This is a genomic window from Streptomyces altiplanensis (genome assembly GCF_053591575.1).
Genome location: NZ_JBSFUB010000058.1, coordinates 1 through 20263, shown reverse-complemented (window position 1 = coordinate 20263; position 20263 = coordinate 1). Strand labels below are relative to the sequence as shown.

14 protein-coding genes and 4 pseudogenes are annotated in these 20263 nt (G+C 68.1%); 7 read left to right on the top strand and 11 right to left on the bottom strand.

Going from position 1 to position 20263, the window contains the following annotated elements; translation table 11 throughout:
• Window positions 1–45: 45 nt before the first annotated feature.
• Together ACWD0Y_RS23430 and ACWD0Y_RS23425 are read left to right on the top strand one after the other, a co-directional pair.
• Entirely contained in the window at window positions 46–894 is an 849-nt protein-coding gene (locus ACWD0Y_RS23430) for an IS5 family transposase (protein WP_450262269.1), read from the top strand.
• Window positions 891–1307: a hypothetical protein gene (locus tag ACWD0Y_RS23425; RefSeq protein ID WP_450262268.1), complete on the top strand. Its 417-nt coding sequence runs from the start codon at window positions 891–893 to the stop codon at window positions 1305–1307. The genes ACWD0Y_RS23430 and ACWD0Y_RS23425 overlap by 4 nt, the downstream gene beginning before the upstream one ends.
• Before the next feature lie 316 nt (window positions 1308–1623).
• On the opposite strand, the gene ACWD0Y_RS23420 is transcribed toward ACWD0Y_RS23425, so the two are convergent.
• From ACWD0Y_RS23420 to ACWD0Y_RS23395, 6 genes are all read right to left on the bottom strand, one after another.
• Complete coding sequence (locus ACWD0Y_RS23420) at window positions 1624–2787, bottom strand: hypothetical protein (protein ID WP_450262267.1); 1164 nt, start codon at window positions 2785–2787, stop codon at window positions 1624–1626.
• Between the two features lie 369 nt (window positions 2788–3156).
• On the bottom strand, window positions 3157–3462 hold the full coding sequence (locus ACWD0Y_RS23415; RefSeq protein ID WP_450262286.1) for a helix-turn-helix domain-containing protein: 306 nt from the start codon (window positions 3460–3462) through the stop codon (window positions 3157–3159).
• 81 nt (window positions 3463–3543) lie between these two features.
• The gene (locus ACWD0Y_RS23410) at window positions 3544–4521 is read right to left on the bottom strand and encodes a tyrosine-type recombinase/integrase (RefSeq protein ID WP_450262266.1); all 978 of its coding nucleotides are present in this window, start codon (window positions 4519–4521) and stop codon (window positions 3544–3546) included.
• Window positions 4522–4718: 197 nt separating this feature from the next.
• Window positions 4719–4958 (bottom strand): hypothetical protein, encoded by a 240-nt coding sequence (locus ACWD0Y_RS23405; RefSeq protein WP_450262265.1) that lies wholly within the window; start codon window positions 4956–4958, stop codon window positions 4719–4721.
• Window positions 4959–4989: 31 nt separating this feature from the next.
• Window positions 4990–6033, bottom strand: coding sequence for a polyprenyl synthetase family protein (locus ACWD0Y_RS23400; protein WP_450262264.1), 1044 nt, complete (start codon window positions 6031–6033; stop codon window positions 4990–4992).
• A 403-nt stretch (window positions 6034–6436) separates the two neighbouring features.
• Entirely contained in the window at window positions 6437–7453 is a 1017-nt protein-coding gene (locus ACWD0Y_RS23395; protein ID WP_450262263.1) for an ATP-dependent DNA ligase, read from the bottom strand.
• A gap of 322 nt (window positions 7454–7775) precedes the next feature.
• Between ACWD0Y_RS23395 and ACWD0Y_RS23390 the strand changes: the two genes are divergently transcribed.
• Window positions 7776–7898, top strand: a complete 123-nt coding sequence (locus ACWD0Y_RS23390; protein ID WP_450262285.1) for a DUF6207 family protein — start codon at window positions 7776–7778, stop codon at window positions 7896–7898.
• A 16-nt stretch (window positions 7899–7914) separates the two neighbouring features.
• Here ACWD0Y_RS23390 and ACWD0Y_RS23385 read toward each other — a convergent pair whose 3' ends face one another.
• Window positions 7915–8184 (bottom strand): hypothetical protein, encoded by a 270-nt coding sequence (locus tag ACWD0Y_RS23385; protein WP_450262262.1) that lies wholly within the window; start codon window positions 8182–8184, stop codon window positions 7915–7917.
• 224 nt (window positions 8185–8408) lie between these two features.
• On the opposite strand from ACWD0Y_RS23385, the gene ACWD0Y_RS23380 reads away from it, so the two are divergent.
• Entirely contained in the window at window positions 8409–9467 is a 1059-nt protein-coding gene (locus ACWD0Y_RS23380; protein ID WP_450262261.1) for an amidinotransferase, read from the top strand.
• 566 nt (window positions 9468–10033) lie between these two features.
• On the opposite strand, the gene ACWD0Y_RS23375 is transcribed toward ACWD0Y_RS23380, so the two are convergent.
• Together ACWD0Y_RS23375 and ACWD0Y_RS23370 are read right to left on the bottom strand one after the other, a co-directional pair.
• Window positions 10034–10768 (bottom strand): EamA family transporter, encoded by a 735-nt coding sequence (locus ACWD0Y_RS23375; RefSeq protein WP_450262260.1) that lies wholly within the window; start codon window positions 10766–10768, stop codon window positions 10034–10036.
• A 538-nt stretch (window positions 10769–11306) separates the two neighbouring features.
• Window positions 11307–11791: pseudogene (locus tag ACWD0Y_RS23370) on the bottom strand (alanine:cation symporter family protein); the annotation flags it as partial.
• Between the two features lie 277 nt (window positions 11792–12068).
• Here ACWD0Y_RS23370 and ACWD0Y_RS23365 point away from each other — a divergent pair.
• Both ACWD0Y_RS23365 and ACWD0Y_RS23360 read left to right on the top strand, forming a co-directional pair.
• A pseudogene (locus tag ACWD0Y_RS23365) lies at window positions 12069–12431 on the top strand (OPT family oligopeptide transporter); the annotation flags it as partial.
• A 761-nt stretch (window positions 12432–13192) separates the two neighbouring features.
• Entirely contained in the window at window positions 13193–16759 is a 3567-nt protein-coding gene (locus tag ACWD0Y_RS23360) for a hypothetical protein (protein ID WP_450262259.1), read from the top strand.
• A 996-nt stretch (window positions 16760–17755) separates the two neighbouring features.
• Here the strand turns inward: ACWD0Y_RS23360 and ACWD0Y_RS23355 are convergent.
• A pseudogene (locus ACWD0Y_RS23355) lies at window positions 17756–18151 on the bottom strand (IS701 family transposase); the annotation flags it as partial.
• A gap of 42 nt (window positions 18152–18193) precedes the next feature.
• On the opposite strand from ACWD0Y_RS23355, the gene ACWD0Y_RS23350 reads away from it, so the two are divergent.
• Entirely contained in the window at window positions 18194–19819 is a 1626-nt protein-coding gene (locus tag ACWD0Y_RS23350; RefSeq protein ID WP_450262258.1) for an adenosine deaminase family protein, read from the top strand.
• 360 nt (window positions 19820–20179) lie between these two features.
• Here ACWD0Y_RS23350 and ACWD0Y_RS23345 read toward each other — a convergent pair.
• A pseudogene (locus tag ACWD0Y_RS23345) lies at window positions 20180–20263 on the bottom strand (IS5/IS1182 family transposase); the annotation flags it as partial.

Sequence of the window (20263 nt, the reverse complement as noted above, 5' to 3'; positions counted from 1 at the left end):
CGGAACGTGCCGGTCTGGTGTCGGTGGGCTGCTGGGGTGGGCGGAGTGAGTGAACGCAAGCCGTACCAGAGCGACTTATCCGACGAGCAGTGGGCGTTGATCGAGCCAGTGCTCACCGCCTGGAAGGCCCGGCATCGCTCGGTCAGTGGGCATCAGGGGCGTTATCCGCTTCGGGAGATCGTGAACTCGATCCTCTACCAGTCCCGGACCGGCTGTCAGTGGGCTCTCCTGCCGAACGATCTGCCGCCGAAGAGCGCGACGTACTACTACTTCGCCGCCTGGCGGGACGACGGTACCGACCAGCAGATCCATGAACTCCTGCGCTGCCAGGTGCGGGAGAGGAACCGGCGGTTAGAGGACCCGACCCTGGTGATCCTGGACACCCAGAGTGTCCGGGCGGCGGCAGGGGTCCCCGCGGTCACGACGGGCAAAGACGCCGCGAAGCGGGTGCCTGGCCGCAAGCGTGGCCTGGCCGTGGACGTCCTCGGCCTGGTCATCGCCGTCACCGTGCTGGCCGCGAGTGTCCACGACAACGCTGCCGGCATCACTCTGCTCGACCAGGTCGCCGTCGCGGCCGGCGGCTCGGTCAGCAAGGCCCTGGTCGACCAGGGCTTCAAGAACCAGGTCGTCACGCACGGGGCCGGACTCGGCATCGACGTCGAGATCGTCCGGCGCAACCCCGAGGAGAAAGGCTTCGTGCCGCAGCCGAAGCGGTGGCGGGTGGAACAGACCTTCGGGATCTTGATACTGCACCGGCGTCTGGTCCGCGACTACGAACACCGCCCGGCCTCCTCCGCCTCGCGCGTCTACTGGGCCATGACTCAGGTGATGGCCCGACGGCTCACCGACACGACCACGCTCACCTGGCGTGATCCGCAGGCGGCCGGCGCGTGAACCTGAACCCGCTCCTTCAAGCACTCGACCTTCAGGAAGACGCTGCCCGGACCCTGGCCGACGAACTCCGCACCCGGATCGATGCCCTGCAGGACCAGCTCCGCGAGGCCGAGCTGCGTCTGGAGCACCTCGCCATCACCCGCACGACCGTCACCGGCCTAGCCGACCGCATCCCGACCCAGGCGGCCGATCCATCAGGAAGTTGGGAACTGCCCGAGCACCCGGACTACCCGCGCATCCCCGCCGTCTTCAACGACGCCACCGGCCCACTGAGGGCCCGCGATATCTGCGAGGCCCTCGACTTCGAGCTCCTGCCGAAGCACGTCGAACGCACTCGCGCCAAGATGAAACGCCTGGTCACACTGGGAATTCTTGCTGAAGCCGAGCCCGGCACCTTCAGCCGGAAGCAGTAGCCAAGCCCGGAACAGACATCACCTCACGAACCGCCCACTGAAAGACGTGGACGCCTCAACCTTGTCCGCGCTGCACCGCGGACCCGGGTGTCGCCCGCCGGCTGGTCAGGGCGTGCCGCCGGCCGAGTCCCGCCCAGGGTGGGCTCGCCGGGGCGCTGGTCGTGAAGGGCGCCGCCCGCCGGGACCGAGCTCCCGGGCGCCGTGACCGGAGGGCGGCGGGAGAACTCGGCCCTTCTGCGGTTCGGAGATATCCCTGCCTCACCGGCTGAAAGTCCCGGGCCTGACAGCTGGCCGTCCGAGCGCCGGGTCGGCAGGCCTACACGTAGTGGGCGGCTCCGGCATAGGACATCCCCAGTGCTGCGGTGAGCTGTTTGATGTCGAGCTCGTCGGCGAGGGTGAGCAGCCGGGTCGAACGCAGGATGCGGGGCAGCAGGCCGACTTGGGCCAGGCTGTCACGGATGTGTGCTGCTCCGGCGGGTGCTCTCGTGGTTCTGGTCAGGCGTGTCACCAGGACGTGCGGGTTGTCCGTGCCCAGCCGGGCTCGGTGGTCGAGGCAGCTCGTCAGCGCGTGCCACGTGGCCGTATCGAATACGAGGTCGACGGAGCGTCCGGGGAAGCGCACCGCTCGGTGGGCGGGGGTGAGGTCATCGAGGGTGAGGAGGCGCAGTTCGGTGGTTGTTGCCGCGTGAAGGAGCGCGGCCAGGCCGATGAACGCTTCGTGCGGGTGCGTCTCGCCGTGGCCGCTCCAGCGGTGGTAGAGGATGCGCTGCTCGTCAAGGGTGAGGGTGGCGCCTTTGAAGCCGCGCTGCTGCGGGGCGTCGAGGGAGGCGGCCGGGTCGTGCAGAACGGCTCCGGTGCGGTGGGCGTGGGCGAAGAACTGGTGCAGGCCCGTGAGCCAGGACGCTCTGCGGGCCGGGTTTTGGGCGAGGAACGCCTCCAGGTCGCCGGTGGTCAAGGACGCCCAGGTCCGGTGGCCCCGGCCTGTGGCGTGGAGAGCGAGGTCCCGGACGGTGTCGAGGCGGATCTCGATGGTCTTCAACCGGTTCGGGCGCAGGCCCAGAGCGGCGGCGCGCTCCCGCTGGGCCAGCAGGGCCCGCGCGAAGCCACGGGCGGTTGGGCGCATGGGGGCTGGCACGGCTTGGATGCGGCGTTCCCGGCGGAGAGCGGCTTTCGTTTCCTCGGCTGCCTTGGGGGCTTCGAGGAGCTGGTGGGTGTGGAAGAAGTCGGTGAGGGGCCGCACCAGCCAGGGGGTGGTGTGCTGTGCCTGGCTGAGGAGGGTGCCCGGGTTGGTGGTGCCGGTATCGAGGATCAGGCCGCCGGTGTGGGTGACGGCGTCGGCGGCGTAGAAGGCGTGCCGGTGCGTGAGCAGGTGGGTGGTGAAGGTGTCCCACCAGGTGGGCGGGTGGGGCATGCGGCGTGCCCAGCTGGTGGCCCGGGTCTGCACGGTGTGCGGGGAGGTCTCGTAGCAGGGCTTGCACATGCCGCGCGACCACTGGGCAGGAACACCGCATCGTGTGCAGGCGACAACCGGCTCGGCGGTGGCCGGGTCGGAGCACGGACGGCACCACTGTGTCTCGGCCTCCAGCGTGCGTCGGCGTCCGCAGCGCTGGCACGGCCCGCGCGCGGGCCGGCCCGAAGCCCGGCGGCAGCATGCCGCGCAGGTCTCGTCCGCTGCCCGCCTGCCGCCACCACAGCCCGGGCACGTGCGCAGGCACCACGCGCACAAGCCCGAACCGGGATGCAGCCGGCGCCGTTTCGCGCAGCCCGGACAGCGGTGCTGGACCGGGCCGACAGACACCGCCATGCGCTCACACCTCCACGGCAGCGAGAGCGCCGCCAGGCCTTGCTGTCACAGCGGAGGAAGGGACCGTGCCCCGGTGGCCGGAAGGACAGGGACCGCCGGGCCGCCGCCAGTTCCCTCCTGCGGCGCCGGCACCGGTTGTGGGGCGGTTGCCGCGGGGCTCAGCATGAGGAGATCCCCGGGAGCACAGTCCAAGGCCGCGCACAGAGCAGCCAGAGTGGACAACTTCACCTGTGAGGGCTGCTTGGTGAACAGCGCGGACACCGAGGCCGCCGAGAGCTCCAGCCCTGCTTTCTGCGCGAGCAGCCTGCGCAGCTGCGTTGCAGTCCACACGCCACGCTCCGCCGCGGCCATCCGCAGCCGCCACGAAACGCCCGGCAAGGGCAGCGCGCGGAGCACCGTTCCTGATCCCGTCACAGCCGTCTCCTTCTCCGGTCAGCCGGCCAGCACGCGGAGCGCCGCGTCCGTGGCCCGCCGCCAGGCATCCTCAACGAACCTCTGCGACGGCTTCACATACGCCATCGTGGAGGCGATATGCCGGTGCCCCAGCAGCTGCTGCACGGCGATCAGATCCATGCCCGCCTCGTACTGGTGCGTCGCGCACGCCCGGCGCAGCGCGTGCGGGGTGAACCGGTCACCCCCGTCCGCTGCCTCAAGGTCAAGAAGCCGGGCCAGCCGGGCCCGGACCGTACCCGTCTTCAGTGCTTGTCCATCGTCATCGCAGAACAGTGGCGCGGTAGCGGGGAACAACGGGCGGACATCCGCCAGATACCAGGCCAGGATCTGGTCCAGGCCCTCCAGCATCGGTGCCCACCGCGGCCGCGGCCCCGAAGTGTTCGCCGCCTTCCCGAACCGCACATGCAGCTTCCCCGACCGGCCCCGCCCCGGATGCACATCCGCCTGGTCCAGACGCACCAGCTCACTCACCCGGACCGCGGAAAGGTACGGCGTGCGCAGCATGGCGTAGTCCCGCGCCATGGCCCAATAGTCGGACGCGACGGCCACCTGGGACCGGGCGAAAGAGAAGAACGCATCCAGCCGCTCCCTGCCAGGAGGCAGCCCCACCGCAGCGTCGTCCCCGGCATGCCGCACCCGGTTGAAGCGATCCAACCCGCCCCCACCGACCGAAACCCCGAAGGCGGCACGGATTTGGGCCGCGTGCCGCTGGGCGACGAAAGCGTGGAACGCGCGCAGCATCTGCAGGTACTGCCGGCGCGTACCGGCCGCCAGGCCCGCCACCGCCAGCGCGTGGAGCATCTCATCCACGTCGTCCGCTTCCACCGCCCACACCGGGCAATCGAAACGCCCCAGGACACGAGCGAGGAGGGAGGTATATCCACGGACCGTCGCCGGAGAGAAGCCGCGCACCACCCACGTCCTGGCGAACGTCTGAGCGCACTGCGCCTGGAACACCCACGGATCCGCCCCAGCATCGGGGCCGCACAGCCCGCCCGCGACCAGACGTAATCCGCCCCGCTCCCCCACACCCATCCCTTGTAACACCCCGGCTTGACTCGTCAGTTAAGGCAGCACCTGAACAACCAAACCGCCACCGACGAACCCAACGACCAACCGAAGAAAAAGCAACCCCCACCAGGAAAACAACCGGCTCATCCACACCAGGCGAAGGCCAGGGCGGCTTTCGCGTCACCGTAGGGCATGCAGTCAGCGAGGGTTCCGCCGAGTCGTGAGTGCGCCTGGGGCGAGTCCCGCTCAACCAAGTCGCGGCTGACCGCCCAGTCCAGGGACATGTCTTCGATCTCGTCCGAGGCGGGGTGCCGCTTCAGCGGTACGACCGGCCAGATGGGGATCTCGTCCAGGTGGACACCGAGCAGTTCGGTCAGCTTCATCGCGTCTCCTTGTGTCGGGTACGAGAGCGGTTCAGTTGTCGCGGTTGATCGTCAGGCGGGCCAGGCGGGACAGTTCGGCCGCGGTGGCGGCGGGCGGGTTGACGGCGTGCAGATGGTGCAGGGCTGTCGCGATATGCCGTTCGGCCTCTCGCAGGGCCGAGTCCCGGCTGCCCGCCGTCTCAAGCAGGTCGGTGGCCCGGCGCACCGTGGCGGGCGACATCGGTTCGGTGTCGGCGTACAGGCGGGCCAGCTCCCGGCCCGCAGTACCGCCGGTGGTGATCGCGGCGGTCACCGGCAGCGTTTTCTTGCGCGCGCGCAGATCGGAGCCGGCCGGCTTGCCGGTGCGATGAGGATCGCCCCAAATGCCCAGCAGGTCATCCGCCCACTGAAACGCCAGTCCCAAATGGGCCCCGAACGCCCGCAGATGCCCTACGCCGCCGGTGTCCGCGCCGCCGGCCAGGGCGCCCAACGCGCACGCGGCGGCGATCAGCGCACCGGTCTTGCCCGCTGCCATCGCCTCCGATTCCGCCGCGGTCGCCGCCTGTGCTTCCTCCAGCAGGACGTCGGTGTACTCGCCCTCGATCAGCTCCTGCACCGCGCCCGTGAGCTCCTCCACCCCTGCCGTGCCCAGCGGCGGCGGAGCGGAAGCCAGGACCTGCATGGCGAGGAAAAACAACGCGTCCCCGGCCAGCACCGCGGCCGGCATCCCCAACTCTGCCCACACCGCCGGCCTGCCGCGGCGCATCCGGTCTTGGTCGATGAGATCGTCATGAAGCAGCGAGGCGTTGTGCACCAGTTCCACTGCCACGGCCGCCGGCGCACCCGCCGCGCTCTGTGCGCCGACCGCGTTACACGCCAGGAGGGTCAGTGCGGGCCGGATCATCTTCCCCGCCCGCCCGCCGTCCAGGGGTAGGCCCGAGCCGTCCCACCATCCCAGGTGGACTCCCACCGGTTGCCGTATCCGGTCCGGGAGCCGGGCGACCGCCTCCCGCAGACCCGGCCCGATCAACTCGAAGGCATCGGCCAGGACCTGCCCCGCCTCACGAGCCGGGCGTATCAGAGGTTCCGCCGTCATCGCACACTCCAGCCCCGGTAGACGGCACGACAGCAACCACAGACCGGCCCAAGAGGCGCTGGGACGGCACCGCCTCCATTAACGCCACCGCATGAGGGCGGTTGTTAGAGCGCGAACCGGACAGCACACAGAACAAGCCGGAACAGGCTGTTGCTTCGTTCTGCCGCTCCGCGTGAATCCTCTGCCCCAGTGCATCTGCGTGCACAGGGCCCTCGGCTGCAGGACAGCAGCGATCTGCCCAGCCCGCTCCAGGGCCCGGCTCTACCCTTCGGACCTCTGCTGGAACGTCATGGAGGGAACCTTACTGGGTCGGGTGAACCCGACCCGCAGTGGCAAACCGCCCGAGGCGCGTGGGCGCGTACTGCGTCACGTGGGACGGGTCCCGGGCCCTGACCGGGACGCTTCAGCCGGCCGCGGCGGTGGTGCCCTCGCCGAAGCTGGGCACGTCGCCGATCGTGACGTCCAGGCGAAGCCGCACGAAGCGCAGTGGGTGGCGCCAGGCGCCCCGATCGATGGCCGTGTCGGCGGCCACTTCCGCTACCAGCTCCGGCCGGACGAGAACGGCGCCCATGGGTTCGCGTGAGCCCCATGCAGAGGAGAACCGCACGCCGGTCCACGGATGTTCGGGCGCGGCGGAGTCAAGATGGCCGGCGAGCTGGCGGGCCGCGTCCGGCCCCAGCGGCACAGTCCGGCCGACCAGGCGCAGGACTCCGTGTTCGTCATAGCGTCCGAGGAGGAGAAGCTGGGGACGGTGCAGGCTGCCCGTCACAGCGCCGATGATCGCTTCGGTGGTGTTGCGTCGGCGGACTTTGAACCAGCCTCTCGCCGAAGGCATGTAGCGCTGACCGAGTCCCTTGATCACCAGCCCCTCCACCCCCGGCACTTCGGTCCAGGAGGTCAGCCACTCGTGAGCGACAGCCGGGTTGGTGGTCATCGGGCACAGCGTCCATGGCGCTGTCAGGCCCTGGTCGGCGAACAGCGCTTCCAGGATGGCGCGGCGGCGTTCGTACGGCTCGCTCAGCAGTTCCTCGCCGCCCGCCTGGAGGATGTCGAAGGCGATGTAGTGCGCGGGGTAGGTGGCAGCGAGCTGTTCGACAGTGCGACCGCCCGAGACCGCGCGGCGCTGCAGCGCCTCAAAGCTGAACCGCCCCTGGTGCCACACGACGAGCTCCCCGTCGAGGACCAGGCCGGGCGGCAGGTGCGCTGCCGCGCTTACCAGGTCGGGGAAGTGCCGCTGGATGAGTGGGCCGCGCCGCGACTGCAACAACGTCGGCCCACCCTGCCGGATCGGGGTGAACAGCAAGCACCGGTAACCGTCGAACTTGGCCTCGAACGCGATCCCACCGGGCAGGGCACCGGGCCCGGGCACGGTCTCCCGGGCCTGGGCGAGCATCGGCTCCACCGGCGGGTGCAGCACCACCAGGTCCTCGCTCCGGGTAGGGAGCCGTGCCGCTCGGGGGAGGTGGCACGGCTCCCCGACAATGGGGCATCGCAGTCCGCCCGGTCCTGTCAGCGGACGCAGCTGCATCTCCCTGTCTACGGCCAAGGCACGCCCCGCGCGACCGGCACCGGGCCAGTCGACGACCGGACTCCCTCGTACGGATGCTTCTCCCACCGCCGGCGAACCGGACGGCTGGCAGGTCCGTCGCTGGGAGCATGGGGATCGATGAGCAGCACATCGCCGAGCCCGGCTTGGTCGTCCTGGACATCATTGCCGCCCACAGGAAACGGTCGTAGCGGTGATGCAGGGCCTCCAGCAGCAGTGGGCGACCTCCGGGATCACCCCGGTCTGGCACGTTCCCGGGGAGAGGGGGGTCAGGGCGCGGGTGTACGCGGACATCCGGCGCCCCTCCACCCCGGGATGAGCGGAGGCGGGCCGGCCTACTCGGTGGTGTGGTCGGGGTCGGGCAGTTGGGGCGGGAAGTGCCGCTCCAGGATCTCCGCCCACTCGTGGAGGACGACGAAGCCGGTGGTGCCGGCCTGCGCCTGGACTAGTTCAGTCAGGGCATCGATGAACGGCTGATCAGGCGTGCCCGGTTCGATCGCGGCAGCGGCCTGTTTCAGGCGTTCCTGCGCGGCCGGGAAGACGCCCCTGGCCCACGCGTCCTGTTCTTTGATACGCCGGGAGCCTGCCTCCCAGTCGATCTGCATGGTGATCCAATGACGGCAGTGGGGCGTGTGCCACATCTGGATCGGCAGGAGCTGGCCCGGTACGCGCCGCGCGGACCAGCCCTCAAGGCCAGCAGCTGCGGCTTGGCCGCGAACGCCCTCGCTCAGGGTGGTCTCTTCTACCCGCCGCCACTCACGCGGAGGTCTGGGCGTGTCTCAATACACGAAGCATGCATGCCATACATGGTGGGCGTGTGACTAGCGAGGTGAAGCAGCTGATCCCCGATACACCGTCTCGGGGACGGATCGGTTCGGACGACGAGTGGTCACCGCTGGAGGAGGTGATTGTCGGCGTTGCGCACGGGGCGATGTTCCCCGCGGAGGACGACGCGATGGTTCAGGCCACCATGCCACGCGAGCACTGGGGCAGATTCGTTTCTGGTAATCCGTTTCCGGCCGGGGTCGTGGAGGGGGCTGAGCGGGAGCTGGACCAACTCGCTGACGTTCTCTCGGCGTGTGGTGTCCGTGTGCTCCGTCCCCAGCATGTGAACTGGGCGGCGGTCGGCGGTTACAGCGCGGCCATGCCTCGCGATGGGCTGCTCGTTGCCGGTGACCGCATCATCGAGGCGCCGATGGCCTGGCGCAGCCGACGGCACGAGATGCAGGCGTATATGCCTCTGCTGCGGCGTTTGCAACAGGAGGGCGCGCAGTGGCTGCCGGCGGATGTCCACCGCGGCACTGCCTGCCTGCTGAGTGATGACGCAGCGCCTGGTAGGAACCGGGAATGGGTGCTCAACAATGCCCGGCCGGCCTGGGACGCCGCCGACTTCCTCCGCCTCGGTGGCGGTGTGGTGCTCGGTCAGCTCAGTCATGTGACCAACCCTGCCGGACTCGCCCATCTGCAATGGCGGCTCGGCCCCGACTACCGCGTCCACCTCGTTGAACTGGACGACCCCCATGCGATGCACATCGATGCCAGTCTCTGTCCGTTGCGGGAAGGGCTGGCCCTGTACAACCCGGAGCGTGTCCGGCCCGAGCGGCTGCGGCATTCCCCTCTGGGCGCATGGGAGCTGGTGCCGGCTCCCATGCCGGCCAGGCGGTCGTGGCCGCCGCTCTACATGACCAGCGGCTGGGTCAATATGAACGCGCTGGTGCTGGATTCCGAGCGGGTGTTGGTGGAAGCGGCCGACGACGACATGCACGCGCTGCTGAGTGGGCTGGGCTTCGACCCGATCCCCTGCCCGTTCCAGCATGTGCAAAGTCTGGGTGGTTCGTTTCATTGCGCGACGCTCGATCTGCGGCGTCGTACGCCTTCTTCGGTGTGACGACCGGACGACCGGTGCTGCCAGCTTCAAGCGGTGCCCGAGAGGCGCTCATTGGGCCGTCGGCTTGTGCAAGGCGACGCACATCGTCAGCGGATCGGACAGCGTGTAAGGGATGCCGAATTCCTCCAGCAGCGCGGGTACCTGCGCCTCCCGGGCCGCCCGTAATGCCCCTCGGCCATGTTGAAGACCAGATCCCACCGCTCTCCCCGCACAGGCGCGCCATCAGCTCCGGCAGGCAGCCGACGCGAACACACCGGTAGCCGAGCGTGCCGAGTGCCTCCCGATGGCCGCAACAGTCTGGGGCGCGTCGAACGCCGCATCCCCACCGCCGCCCGGTGGCGGCTGCCCCTGGAGGTCGTAGGTCAGAGCGACCGTCAGCTGCCCATCCGTCATGCACTGCCCCATCCTGCTCGGCTGCGCAGTGCATCCCACCCGCGCCTCATCAGCCTCCTCCGCACAAAGCGCTCCTGCCACGAGACGAACACCGATCAGGTGAGCATCCGGCGACCAGGCAGCGCCCGCCGACAGCAGCGCAGACACGGGCAGGACAAACGCAGGGAAGGCCGTCAGCCCACGGCCAGCAGGGTGATGGCGGCGAGCGCCACAGCCAGGCCGGCCAGACGGATGGGCCGCAGCCGCTCGTGCAGCACGAAGCGGGCCAGCAGCACGGTGGTGACGGGATAGAGGGCACTGATAACAGCGACCACGGTGAGCTGCCCGTGGCGCACAGCGTGGAGCAGTGAGATGCCGGCCGCGGCGGACCCGGCGCCCGAGGCAGCAGCCAGACCCGGCCGCTGCGGCAGCACCGACCGGCTGCCGGGCAACAACAGACTCCCCCCGACGATGACAGCGCTGAAGACGGCGTAGATCACGATGAGCGGGGCCAGACCACTGTCGCGGGGGGCGTGCTGGAGCAGGATGGACTCCCCGCCCAGAGTGACGCCCGCGCCGAACGCGGTCAGCACCGCGGCCGCCGTGGGACGCTTCACATTGCCGTCCGGCACAAAACTCACGAGCACCACCGCCACGGGAACCAGCACGATGCCGGTGACCGCCGCAGGACTGGGGCGCTCACCCTGCAGCAGACCCGCAACTACAGGGACGAGAACACTGAGGGAAGCGGTCAACGGGGAAAGTACGCTCATCGGTCCCAAGGCCAGACACCGGTAGAGCAGCACGATGGCCACCAGACCCGTCAGACCACCGGCGGCACCGAAGACCAGGGTGGTCGTGCTCCAGCGGGCACCGGCCACCAGGGCGGCGACAGCGACGAGGACCAGGCTGACGGGCGCGGAAACCATTGCCACACGGTGCGCCTGCCCGCCACGGGAAGCGACGCCCCCGGCGAAGTCAGCAGCGCCGTTGATCACCGAACTGGCCACCGCCAGTAGAAGGGCCAGCACCCTTCCCATGGTGAAGGCACCAGTGCGCTGAAACCGGCAAGGACAGCGGGCGGGTCGCAGCAGCGACCACGACATCCGCCGATCCGCGCCCCGGGGCACCTTCCGGCCCAGGCAGGGTCGCCGCGATAAGCCCCCCAGGCGACATCTACGAGTGAGAAGTGCCCGACGAGGAGGCGGTCCCTTCCCGAGCACGTACCCCTGGTGGTACGTCAGCGGTCCGATCTGGCACACGTCTTTGACCTCCGGGGTGCCCGGGACTCTGTTTACGTTCATGGACCGGGCCCCTATGCCAGCCCGTCGCGATGCGGGACCGAGATTTGTCACCGCCTCCACTGCCTGTGTCTGTCGTCCCCGACCTTCGGTCAGGGTGTGGAAGGAGACGGAGCACCGCCCCGGCCGTGTGCGCCGTACGCCGCGCCAGCCGGGCAGCCGCCGAGACGGTGGTCTTCACCGGCTCCTGGTCTTCGTCGGCGTCGCCGATCTCGCAGGCCTTGCGGGCGCGGACGACTGCAGGAAGAAGTTCAGTTCGCGCTTGACGACCGGGGCGAGCAGGTACAGGCCGATGATGTGGATGACGGCGAGCCTGAACGGCACGGCCTTGTCGATCAGGGTCTGCAGTGTCAGCAGCGAACCGGCGACGGCAACAGGGCGCAGATCACCTCGTAGGTCAGCTCGCTGGCCTTGCTGCGGCCGAAGAGGTACGTCCAGGCCTTGAGGCCGTAGGAGCCCCAGGTGAGCACGGTGGAGATGGCGAAGAGCATCGCCGCGGCGGCGAGAATGTACGGGAACCAGGGCACACCGGGCCGAAGGCGTCAGAGGTGATCGTGGCGCCGACGGGGACCCGTCCTCACGCGCTTCGCCCCAGCTGGCCGGATTGGCGACGACGATTGTCAGCGCGGTCATCGTGCAGATGACGACCGTGCGAGTTTGCTGTTTGCGTGCCGGTTCCGTCCGGCGCGGCGAAGTGCAGGTGCCAGCCCAAACGGCCGCCGGCGGGGGCGGGAGGCTTCAACTCAGCCGTCACTGTGCGTCTTGGCCGCGCTGCCGGGCGCCTTGGCGGTCATCCATGGGCCAGCCGAGGGAATCGTTCCTGCGGTGAACGTCTGCGTCCAGTTGGGCTCAGGTATCAGGTCGAGCCTCAAGGCAAGAGCCCTGGTGCCCGTATCACTACAGCGTGATCAGGAATCTGGCGCGCGGTCTCGGCGCGCTGATGGCGATGCTGATCGGCCCGATCCCGGTGGCCGCCTTGTCGGGGATGCGGGATCGGCACCGGCAGAACCTGGTGCAGTCAGCGGTCTCGGGGGCCACGTTCGCCGCCGCCAACTCCCTGATCCTGCCCATCGCCGTCCCCTTCCTGCTGGGCCGCACCGACCTGGTGTGGCCCGTGCTGGGCGGGGCGGTGATCGGGCTGGCCGTCGACAGCTGGGTGCCCTACCGGGTCTTCGACTCCCGCCTCCTGCCGGCCTCCGGCTCCTGGCCCCCGGGAGTCGCCGCGGCCCAGACCCTCGAGGCCGGAGACCAAGGAGGACGCAAAGCGCCAATCCTGGGCGTCGGCGCGGTGTAGACCTTGGCCAGGGGCGGCAGACGGCCCTGGGAGAAGAAGGGTTGCCACAGCAGGGCGACGGCGGTGAGGGCGACGGCGAAACCGATGAGTTGGGAGAGGTACTGCTGGCGGCGCCCGGCCTGTTCGTAGGGCAGCCAGGGGCGGGCGTCGGCGCGTAGCAGCCAGCCGGCTTTGAGGTCGTAGCCCATGTCGGCGAAGGCGGGGCCGGTCGCGGCGACGTATCCCACCAGCAGGGCCAGGGCCAGGGGCGGCAGGTGCAGCAGCAGGCCCAGGAGCAGGAAGATCAAGGTGACGGCGAAGGCGGGGAACCAGCCGGAGTGCATCGCGGCCAGGCCCACGATCAGCTGGTGCACCAGCGCCGCGACCCCGGCGAGCAAGATCCATCCGGCGACGGCCATGGGGGGCATGCGGGTGGTGATCCCGCCCAGGAGGGTGACCAGGGCGACCAGGGCGGCCCCGGCGGTGAAGAGCGCCAGTCCTTCGGTGAAGCCGCGCCGCAGGCGCCTCTCGCCGACGGTGCGCACGCCAGGAGCGAAGGCGTAAACGGCAGTTGATGTCTGGGGTGACGGGCCGCTGGGGTCGCCACTCGAATGGAGTAACAGATCAGGCAGGGGCTCAACAGGCGGAGAAGCGTAGAGGCATGGGTCCTGCGGCAGCGCGTATGACGCGTCAAGGGGCGAGGCCGCAAGCCCCACCGGGAAAAGCTCCCCGGCCCATGCTCGCTGCCTGTTCCGTTCCATCCTTTAGGAGTGATTCGTGTGCTCTCTACCATGATTCCCGCTGAGAACGCCACGGCTTCCGCTGCTGTCCCGGCACGTTTTTCCGTCAGCGAGATTCTGTCTCAGGATTTGGTAATAGCAGAAGGAATTCCCGTTGACGTTTCGAGCCCTAATGCGATCGCAGCGTTCGAGAACATCATCGTCGACAGCGGCGAGCGGGTTGATGGTGGGCATGCGCACGAGGCGCTGATCGTTGAGCGCAAAGAAAATTCACGGCGCCGGCTGGTACATGTGCGTTTCGACCCGGATTCGGCCACTGGATGGTCGGTGACGCACTTGCACCAGGATTACGAACCGACCGAGGTGGCAGTTGCCATTGACCGGAAGTTCGACAGGGAAAATCCGGACGTGAAGGCGATAACATGCTACTTCGTGGCCGACAAGAAACTGTATTCGTCGGCGTTGGAGGATGACGGAAAGAACTGGGAGGATCCGGTCCTCTGTTACGGCGGCGAGGTGCGCCCCGGCTTGAAGTCCGGTCATCTTTCCAGCTCGAGAGAGCTTACCTACGACAGGACCGGTGTGGGTATGCAGGCCGGCACCGTCTCGGTGAGGACCGCAGGTGACCGGACAGATTTGCTGACATACGGCCAGAGCAGGCACATCAGTGAATCCGTGGAGGGAGTCGTCGGCGATTCGGAGTTCGCTGCGACGGCCGCGAGCAGGATATACACCAAGGAGGAAGGGCTGCGGATAGACGTCAAGGCGCCGCATTCCCCGGAAAGCAGCTTTTGGTTGGGCCCCAAGGGTTCCGCGAAGATCTTGTCGGCGTTCAGTCATGAAAAAGAATTCGAGGGCGGGCCCCGTGACGTTTTTGATTTCCTCGTGCAGGAATCGAACGGTACGGTCCGTGTGAAATCGTATGACGGTGGAGAGGAAATTGAAGGCGGGGAAGAAATTCCATTTCCCATGGCGGGTGTGAAGCTGCGAGAGGTGGTTGCGAGCAGAGCGTGGAAGAACGGGCCTGCCGGGCCTGCCGGGTTGATGCGGTGGTGGAAGCTGTACGCGCTCGATGAGAAGGGCACGGTGTGGCTGATACGCCAGTGCAACACCGGACATGCCGTCGACAGGGTCAAGTGGAGTCCGGCCGTGCCTGTCCTTCAGGGGGTGAAGGCGCTGTCGGCGTCTTCGTCGTTCACCACCAAGCAAGCGGCGCTGTTCTATGCGCAGGACAGCGATCGGCGCCTGCGGCTGAAGGTCCAGGACTACGGCGAGGGAAAGAGCGGCACAGGACTGTGGCGTGAGGTGGACGTCCACGGGCCGTCCAATGAGATCTTCGAGGTGAGCCGGCACCGGGTCGAGGCGGTGCTGTTCAGTGACAGGGATGCCCCTCTAGCGAACACCGAGGTCGCGCTCAGCGTCTGCGCCGGCTCCTCGGCGTGCGAGGTGTTCTACCAGGGCAAGGCCCAGCGGGTGGCCCCGGGAGAGCCGGTGAAACTGTGCACGGACGCTCTGGGACGGGTGACGATCTCGGTGACGCCCAACGGCCTGGCCGTGCCCCGGCTGGAGCTGACCGCCACATCCAAGGCGGCCACTCCGGTCACCCAGCCGCTCCAGCCCGGCCTGGGCATGCATACCTACCTGACGGGGAAGGGCACGCTCAATCCCACCAACCCTGGAGGCGGCCTGGAGAAGTTCGACGAGAGCGGCACCGCGCTGCGCAAACTGAAGCCGGGCCTGTCACCAGAGCACGCCAAGGCAGCCGCAACCGTGATCCGGCAGGCCGCCGCGCAGGGACTGGCCCTGCATGCGGGCAAACCCGCTGGGAACGGGGCGGCCTGGGACGGGCACACTGAGGACAGGCCGGCCGGCATGTGGGTGAGCATGTCCGACGATGAACCATGGGAGACCGGTGTTCTGCAGACCGAGGAAGACCTCGCCGCCTTCTACGCGGACCAGAGCGGGCAGTGGAACATTTTCTCCGACGCATGGAACGCTGTACAGCACACGGCCGGTGACATCTACCAGGGTTTGAAGGACGGTGCCGTCCAGCTTGGAAAAGCCGCGTTCAATTTCGTGGAGGGCACGGTACATCTGGTCCTGAAGATCGGCTCCGAGTTCATCCAAGGCGTCAAGGTGGCGTTCAAGGGCATCGAGGAAGCCGGCCATTTCGTCGCCGGCGTCTTCCACCGGATCGGCGTGGCGATCGGGGAGGTCATCGACTGGCTGAAAGCCTTGTTCAGCTTCGACCACATCTGGAACACCAAGATGGCTTTCGAGAAGGCGCTCGGTCAGGTGGACCCGATTATCAGCGGTGGTCTGACCAAGGTCCAGAGCTCTGTGGACACCTGGATCACCGGTCAGAAGGAGAACATGGCCCAGTTGTTCGAGCAGGCCCGCACGGAACTGAAGAAGCAGGGCGGCGACAAAAAGCTGTCCGTGCTGCACGACGAAGCGAAGAAAGGCAGTGGCGGGAGCGATCCGGGGAGCACCGGCGGAGCTCAGCAGAACTGGCTCACGGACAAGGTGACCACCGCCCGCCCGACGTTGCCGGACCTGCCCACGCCCAAGGAAGGGCAAGGCGCCGGGCACTCCCTGATCGATCAACTCAAGACCAACGCGGACGACATCGTCAACGTCGCCAGCAGCCTCCTGGATACCTTCCAGGACGTTCTGAAGGATCACGGCAGGCTGAAGAGCCAGAGCGTCACCGAATTGCTCACGAACGTGGAAAAGTTCGTCATCCACCTGCTGGACACCGCCCAAAAGCTCCTGGACGCTTTCTTCGCGCTGCTCAAGGACGCCGTCCACGGCTTCGCCGACCTGATGAACACGGAACTTCCCCTCGGCCCCCTGAACACGCTGTGGGCGTGGATCGCCAAAGCCGCCGGTCACCCCCACGATGGAAAGCTGACCGTTGCCAGCCTCGTCTCCCTGATGGCCGCAGTACCGGTCACCCTGCTCTACAAGCTCCTGAAGAAGGACTCCAGCGCCCAGCCCTTCCCCCCTCAGCACCAGGACGCGGACGGCTCCGGCCTTCTGGACCTGAGCGAGTCGGAGCAGAAGGCGTACCGGGTGGGGGCCGCCCTGGCCCTCATCACGGCTATACCTCTGAGCATTCTGAGTGATGTGCTCGGCAGCGAAGCTCCTTGGCAGTTCAGCCTGGGCATGGTTGCCGTATCGGTCATCATCTTCGCCATGTCCCATGCCGATCTCACGTGGGGGACTATGAAGGCTGCCGCCACCAAGGAGATTGCGCCATTCATCGGCATCATCGCCTTCGCAGTCACCAGTGTGGCCTTCTCCTTCTTCTATCCGCTCCAGACGCTCTGGGCAGTCATCAAGCGGTTTGTGCCCCTCGTGCTCAGTGTGGTGGGCTGCGGCTGCCTGGCCTGGGCCATCTATGCCGCCGCCGACAAGAAGGTCACTGACCCCGCAGCGATCACGGCCAGCATCGTCGGCACCCTCCCGCTGCTCTTCTCCTTCCTCAACTACGACTCCATCCGAGAACCAAATATTGAATACGCCCTCCCGGCGAAGGTCTTCTTCACCGGTTTCGGCAACCTGTCCAGCGGGATGCTCAACGTGGTTTGTAACTGGGAGTAGGCAGCCCCCACCCCGCTACCTCGGCCGGGAAACCGCCACGGCAGCAAGTGATGGAAACCCACGCCCCCTCTCCCGGCCAGCTCCTGCCGATCCTCGTGATGACTGCGGTCAGCGGTACCGGATCACGTGAGCGGCACCCCACCTGGCCGGCGAGCGGCGTACGCGAGGATGCGCCCGGCGGGTATCCCCGAGGTGACCTCACACGTAATGCACCACGGGCGGCCGGCCGCCCGTGGTGTCGTACAGTCACCGGAGGAAAGGGCAGGACACCGTGGGCGCAGGCCCGCGCCCACGGAGGTGTTCAGTGGCCTTCTGGCGTAGGCCGGACACAGAGGCGGCAGCGCACGGGCGCTCCTCCACCTGGGAAAACAGCGACCGACTGGGGCAGAAGGGCTGGCCGATGCGGCCCGCATGAGGATTACCGCTGCTGCGCGTGACGATCAGCTGTATATACACCCCGCCCCCACGATGTCCTGGTGGCCGTGGCCGCCAGGACATCGTCACTACGTCGCGAACACCCTCATCCGCGCACCGGAGACAAAGCGCACCGCGGCGGTGCAGTGGCAGGAGCTCGCCGACGTGTCGGCAGAGCAGTGGGGAAGGCGGCGACCACGGTCTCAGTGACGGCGGCATTTGCCTGCATCGAAGTGTCCCCGCACTTTCCCGCCCTGGCCGGCACAGAGCCGATGGATACGACGGGATCCCCCCGCATCTGCCGGCAGTGCGCTGCATCGAGCCGCAAGAGCCGGTGCGACTGGTACACCGGTCACAGCTCTGCGCTCACGACCCTGCCGGACGTGAGCAACAACCCGGGGCTGGTACCTAGTACTCCAGCAGCGTTTCGCTATATGGCCTGGTCAGGGGCGCCGTCCGCAGTGTAGTTGGCTGATGGCGTGTCAGGGGTGGTCTTGGCGGACCGCCCCTCCAACGAGTGGCGTCGCCGGTAATGGCATTGCCGGGCGACGGCCTGACGCCTTCGCCGCCAGCGTGACCAGCTCATTGCGTGGTTACGAAGTGGCGGGCGAGGCCGGTGTGCAGGGCCAGTTGCCAGGAGCCGGCGGGCTTCTGCCACGGTGAGCGGGACCATGGTGGAACCGTTTCTGCATCCCCCTTTTCCGCCGCCTGTGCTGCCGTGACCGCGAGGAAGGCGTGCGCGAGCACGGCCAGGGTGACGTGTCTCATCCAGCCGACGTAGCGGCGGACTTCATACTCATCCAGGCCGCACTCGTTCTTCGCGGCCTGGAAGCATTCCTCGATTGCCCACCGGCGCCCCGCAACGCGCACGAGCTGGTCGACGCCGGTGCCCACCGGCGCGTATGCGAGGTAGTAGGCAATCTGATCGGGCCTGCTGATACTGCGCCGGGCCAGTGCCCAGCGGTGGTGGATGGGCCGCTCACCGTCGAAGTCCTCGATCACCGGGAGCTGGATGGCCGCGTGACTGACTCCTCTCTGCGCTCCGTGTACCGGAGCCGTGCTCTGACCGCCGCCACGCTCAGCACGCTGGCGCTGTCCCCTCTACTGCTCCCCCCGACGGCCGACGCCGCAGATGCTCCGCCCGGCCCGGTGCGGGCGGTGAGCGCCTCGGAGGCGCGGGCTGCGCAGTACCTGGATTCCCTCCGTGGTGACTCCAAGGGGTTGCGCAGCTTCTTCCGTCGTATGCCGAAGGGTGCGGATCTGCACAACCATCTGTCGGGGGCGGTGAGTACGGAGTTCCTGGTGAAGCTGGCCGGTCAGAGGGGGTTGTGTATCGACACCGCCACGATGACCGCCCAGGCCCCCGCCCCGGCTTCCACCGCGGGCGGGTCCTGTAAGGCGGGTGCCCGGCCGGCGGCGGATGCGCGGACCGATCGGGGCTTCCGTGATGCGATCGTGCGGGCTTGGTCGATGCAGGACTTCCCCGCGGGCGGGAATGGTCATGACCATTTCTTTGCCGCGTTCGGGAAGTTCGGGCCGGTGGTGTGGCAGGACCGGGGCAAGCTGTTGGCGGAGGTCGCCAATGGTGTCGCAAGGCAGAATCAGTTCTATCTGGAGACGATGGTCAGCCCCGCCTCGCAGGAGGCGGGCCTGCTGGCGGACAGGGTTGGCTGGGATGCGGACTTCGCCCGCATGCACGGCAAGCTCACCGCCGGCGGGAAGCTCGACAAGGTCGTGGCCGCGGCCCGCAAGGAGGCCGACGCCACCGACCGCCAGTTCCGGGCCGTGAACCACTGCGGGACCAAGAAGGCCGGGTCCGGCTGCCACCTGGCGGTGCGGTGGGTCTCCCAGGTTTCCCGGGGCAGTACCTCCCAGCGGGTCTTCACCCAGATCGCTCTGGGTATGCGGCTGGCCGAGCGGGACAACCGGTTCGCCGCCGTCAACCTCGTCCAGCCCGAGGACGGGGAGAACGCGCTGCGCAACTACGCCCTCCACATGCGCATGATCGACTACCTGCGCGGCGTCTACCCCAAGGCGCACGTCACCCTGCACGCCGGCGAGGTGTGGCCCGGGCTGGTCAAGCCCGAAGAGCTGAAGTCTCACATCAGGCAGGCCGTGACCACCGCACGGGCCGAGCGCATCGGCCACGGCGTGGGCCTGGTCCACGAGGACCACTGGGAAGAGACCGCCCGCACGATGGCCGGGCGTGAGGTTGCCGTGGAGGTGCCCTTCACCAGCAACGCCCAGATCCTGGGTGTGCAAGGCGCGGAGCATCCCTTCGAGACCTACCGCCTCTTCGGGGTCCCCGTCGTCCTGGCCACCGACGACCCGGGTATCAGCCGCACCGACATCAGCGCCCAGTACCAGCACGCCGCCCACACCTACGACCTGCCCTACCCCGAGCTGAAGGACCTCGCCCGCGCTTCCCTGGAGTACGCCTTCCTCCCCGGCACAAGCCTGTGGCACGGCAACCCCACCAGAGACGGCTACCACCCGGCCAAGGCCTGCGACACCGCCCAGGCGGGCGCCGCGAAACCGACCGCAGCATGCAAGCGCCTGCTGGACCGCAGCCCGAAGGCTTCGGCACAGTGGCGTCAGGAAACCGCCTTCCGCCACTTCGAGAACAAGGCCGGCACCAAGAACTGAACCCCCGCACCTGGCGGCCGACGGGGTGGCGCCGGGGGGTGCGTGAGGTGGGGTTTCGTCGTAGCCCAGGCGGCGTAACCCCGCTCGCGTTCATCGTGACTCCCGTGAGGTTGGAAGGAGCAGCTTCTTTCGCACCGGGAGGTAGCACCATGCGCAAGACGGTCATAGCCCTGTCCCTCGCCGCGGCGGCCCTGGGCGGTGCGTTCACCGCAGTCCCGGCATCCGCAAGCAGTACCGGCGCCCACGCCCACGTGAACGGGGCCACCACGCAGGGCGCTGGCACGGCCAACGATCCCGTCCCGCCGAACACCAGCTTGCCGCCGACCCTGAACGAAAGTTTGAGCCCTCAACTGAGCGTTTTCAGCGTTGACGCTCCAGGGTGAGGACGGCAGCGGCGATGACCGTCATGCGGTTGGGGCTGCAGCGGGCTCTACGGAAGACGCG

Excerpts from the sequence above, each read along its gene's own strand:
- ACWD0Y_RS23400 (WP_450262264.1), bottom strand. The coding sequence starts at position 6,033 with ATGACGGCGGAACCTCTGATACGCCCGGCTCGTGAGGCGGGGCAGGTC.
- ACWD0Y_RS23420 (WP_450262267.1), bottom strand. The coding sequence starts at position 2,787 with ATGTGCAAGCCCTGCTACGAGACCTCCCCGCACACCGTGCAGACCCGG.
- ACWD0Y_RS23390 (WP_450262285.1), top strand. The coding sequence starts at position 7,776 with ATGCAGGGCCTCCAGCAGCAGTGGGCGACCTCCGGGATCACCCCGGTC.
- ACWD0Y_RS23385 (WP_450262262.1), bottom strand. The coding sequence starts at position 8,184 with ATGCAGATCGACTGGGAGGCAGGCTCCCGGCGTATCAAAGAACAGGAC.
- ACWD0Y_RS23375 (WP_450262260.1), bottom strand. The coding sequence starts at position 10,768 with ATGGTTTCCGCGCCCGTCAGCCTGGTCCTCGTCGCTGTCGCCGCCCTG.
- ACWD0Y_RS23405 (WP_450262265.1), bottom strand. The coding sequence starts at position 4,958 with ATGAAGCTGACCGAACTGCTCGGTGTCCACCTGGACGAGATCCCCATC.
- ACWD0Y_RS23415 (WP_450262286.1), bottom strand. The coding sequence starts at position 3,462 with ATGGCCGCGGCGGAGCGTGGCGTGTGGACTGCAACGCAGCTGCGCAGG.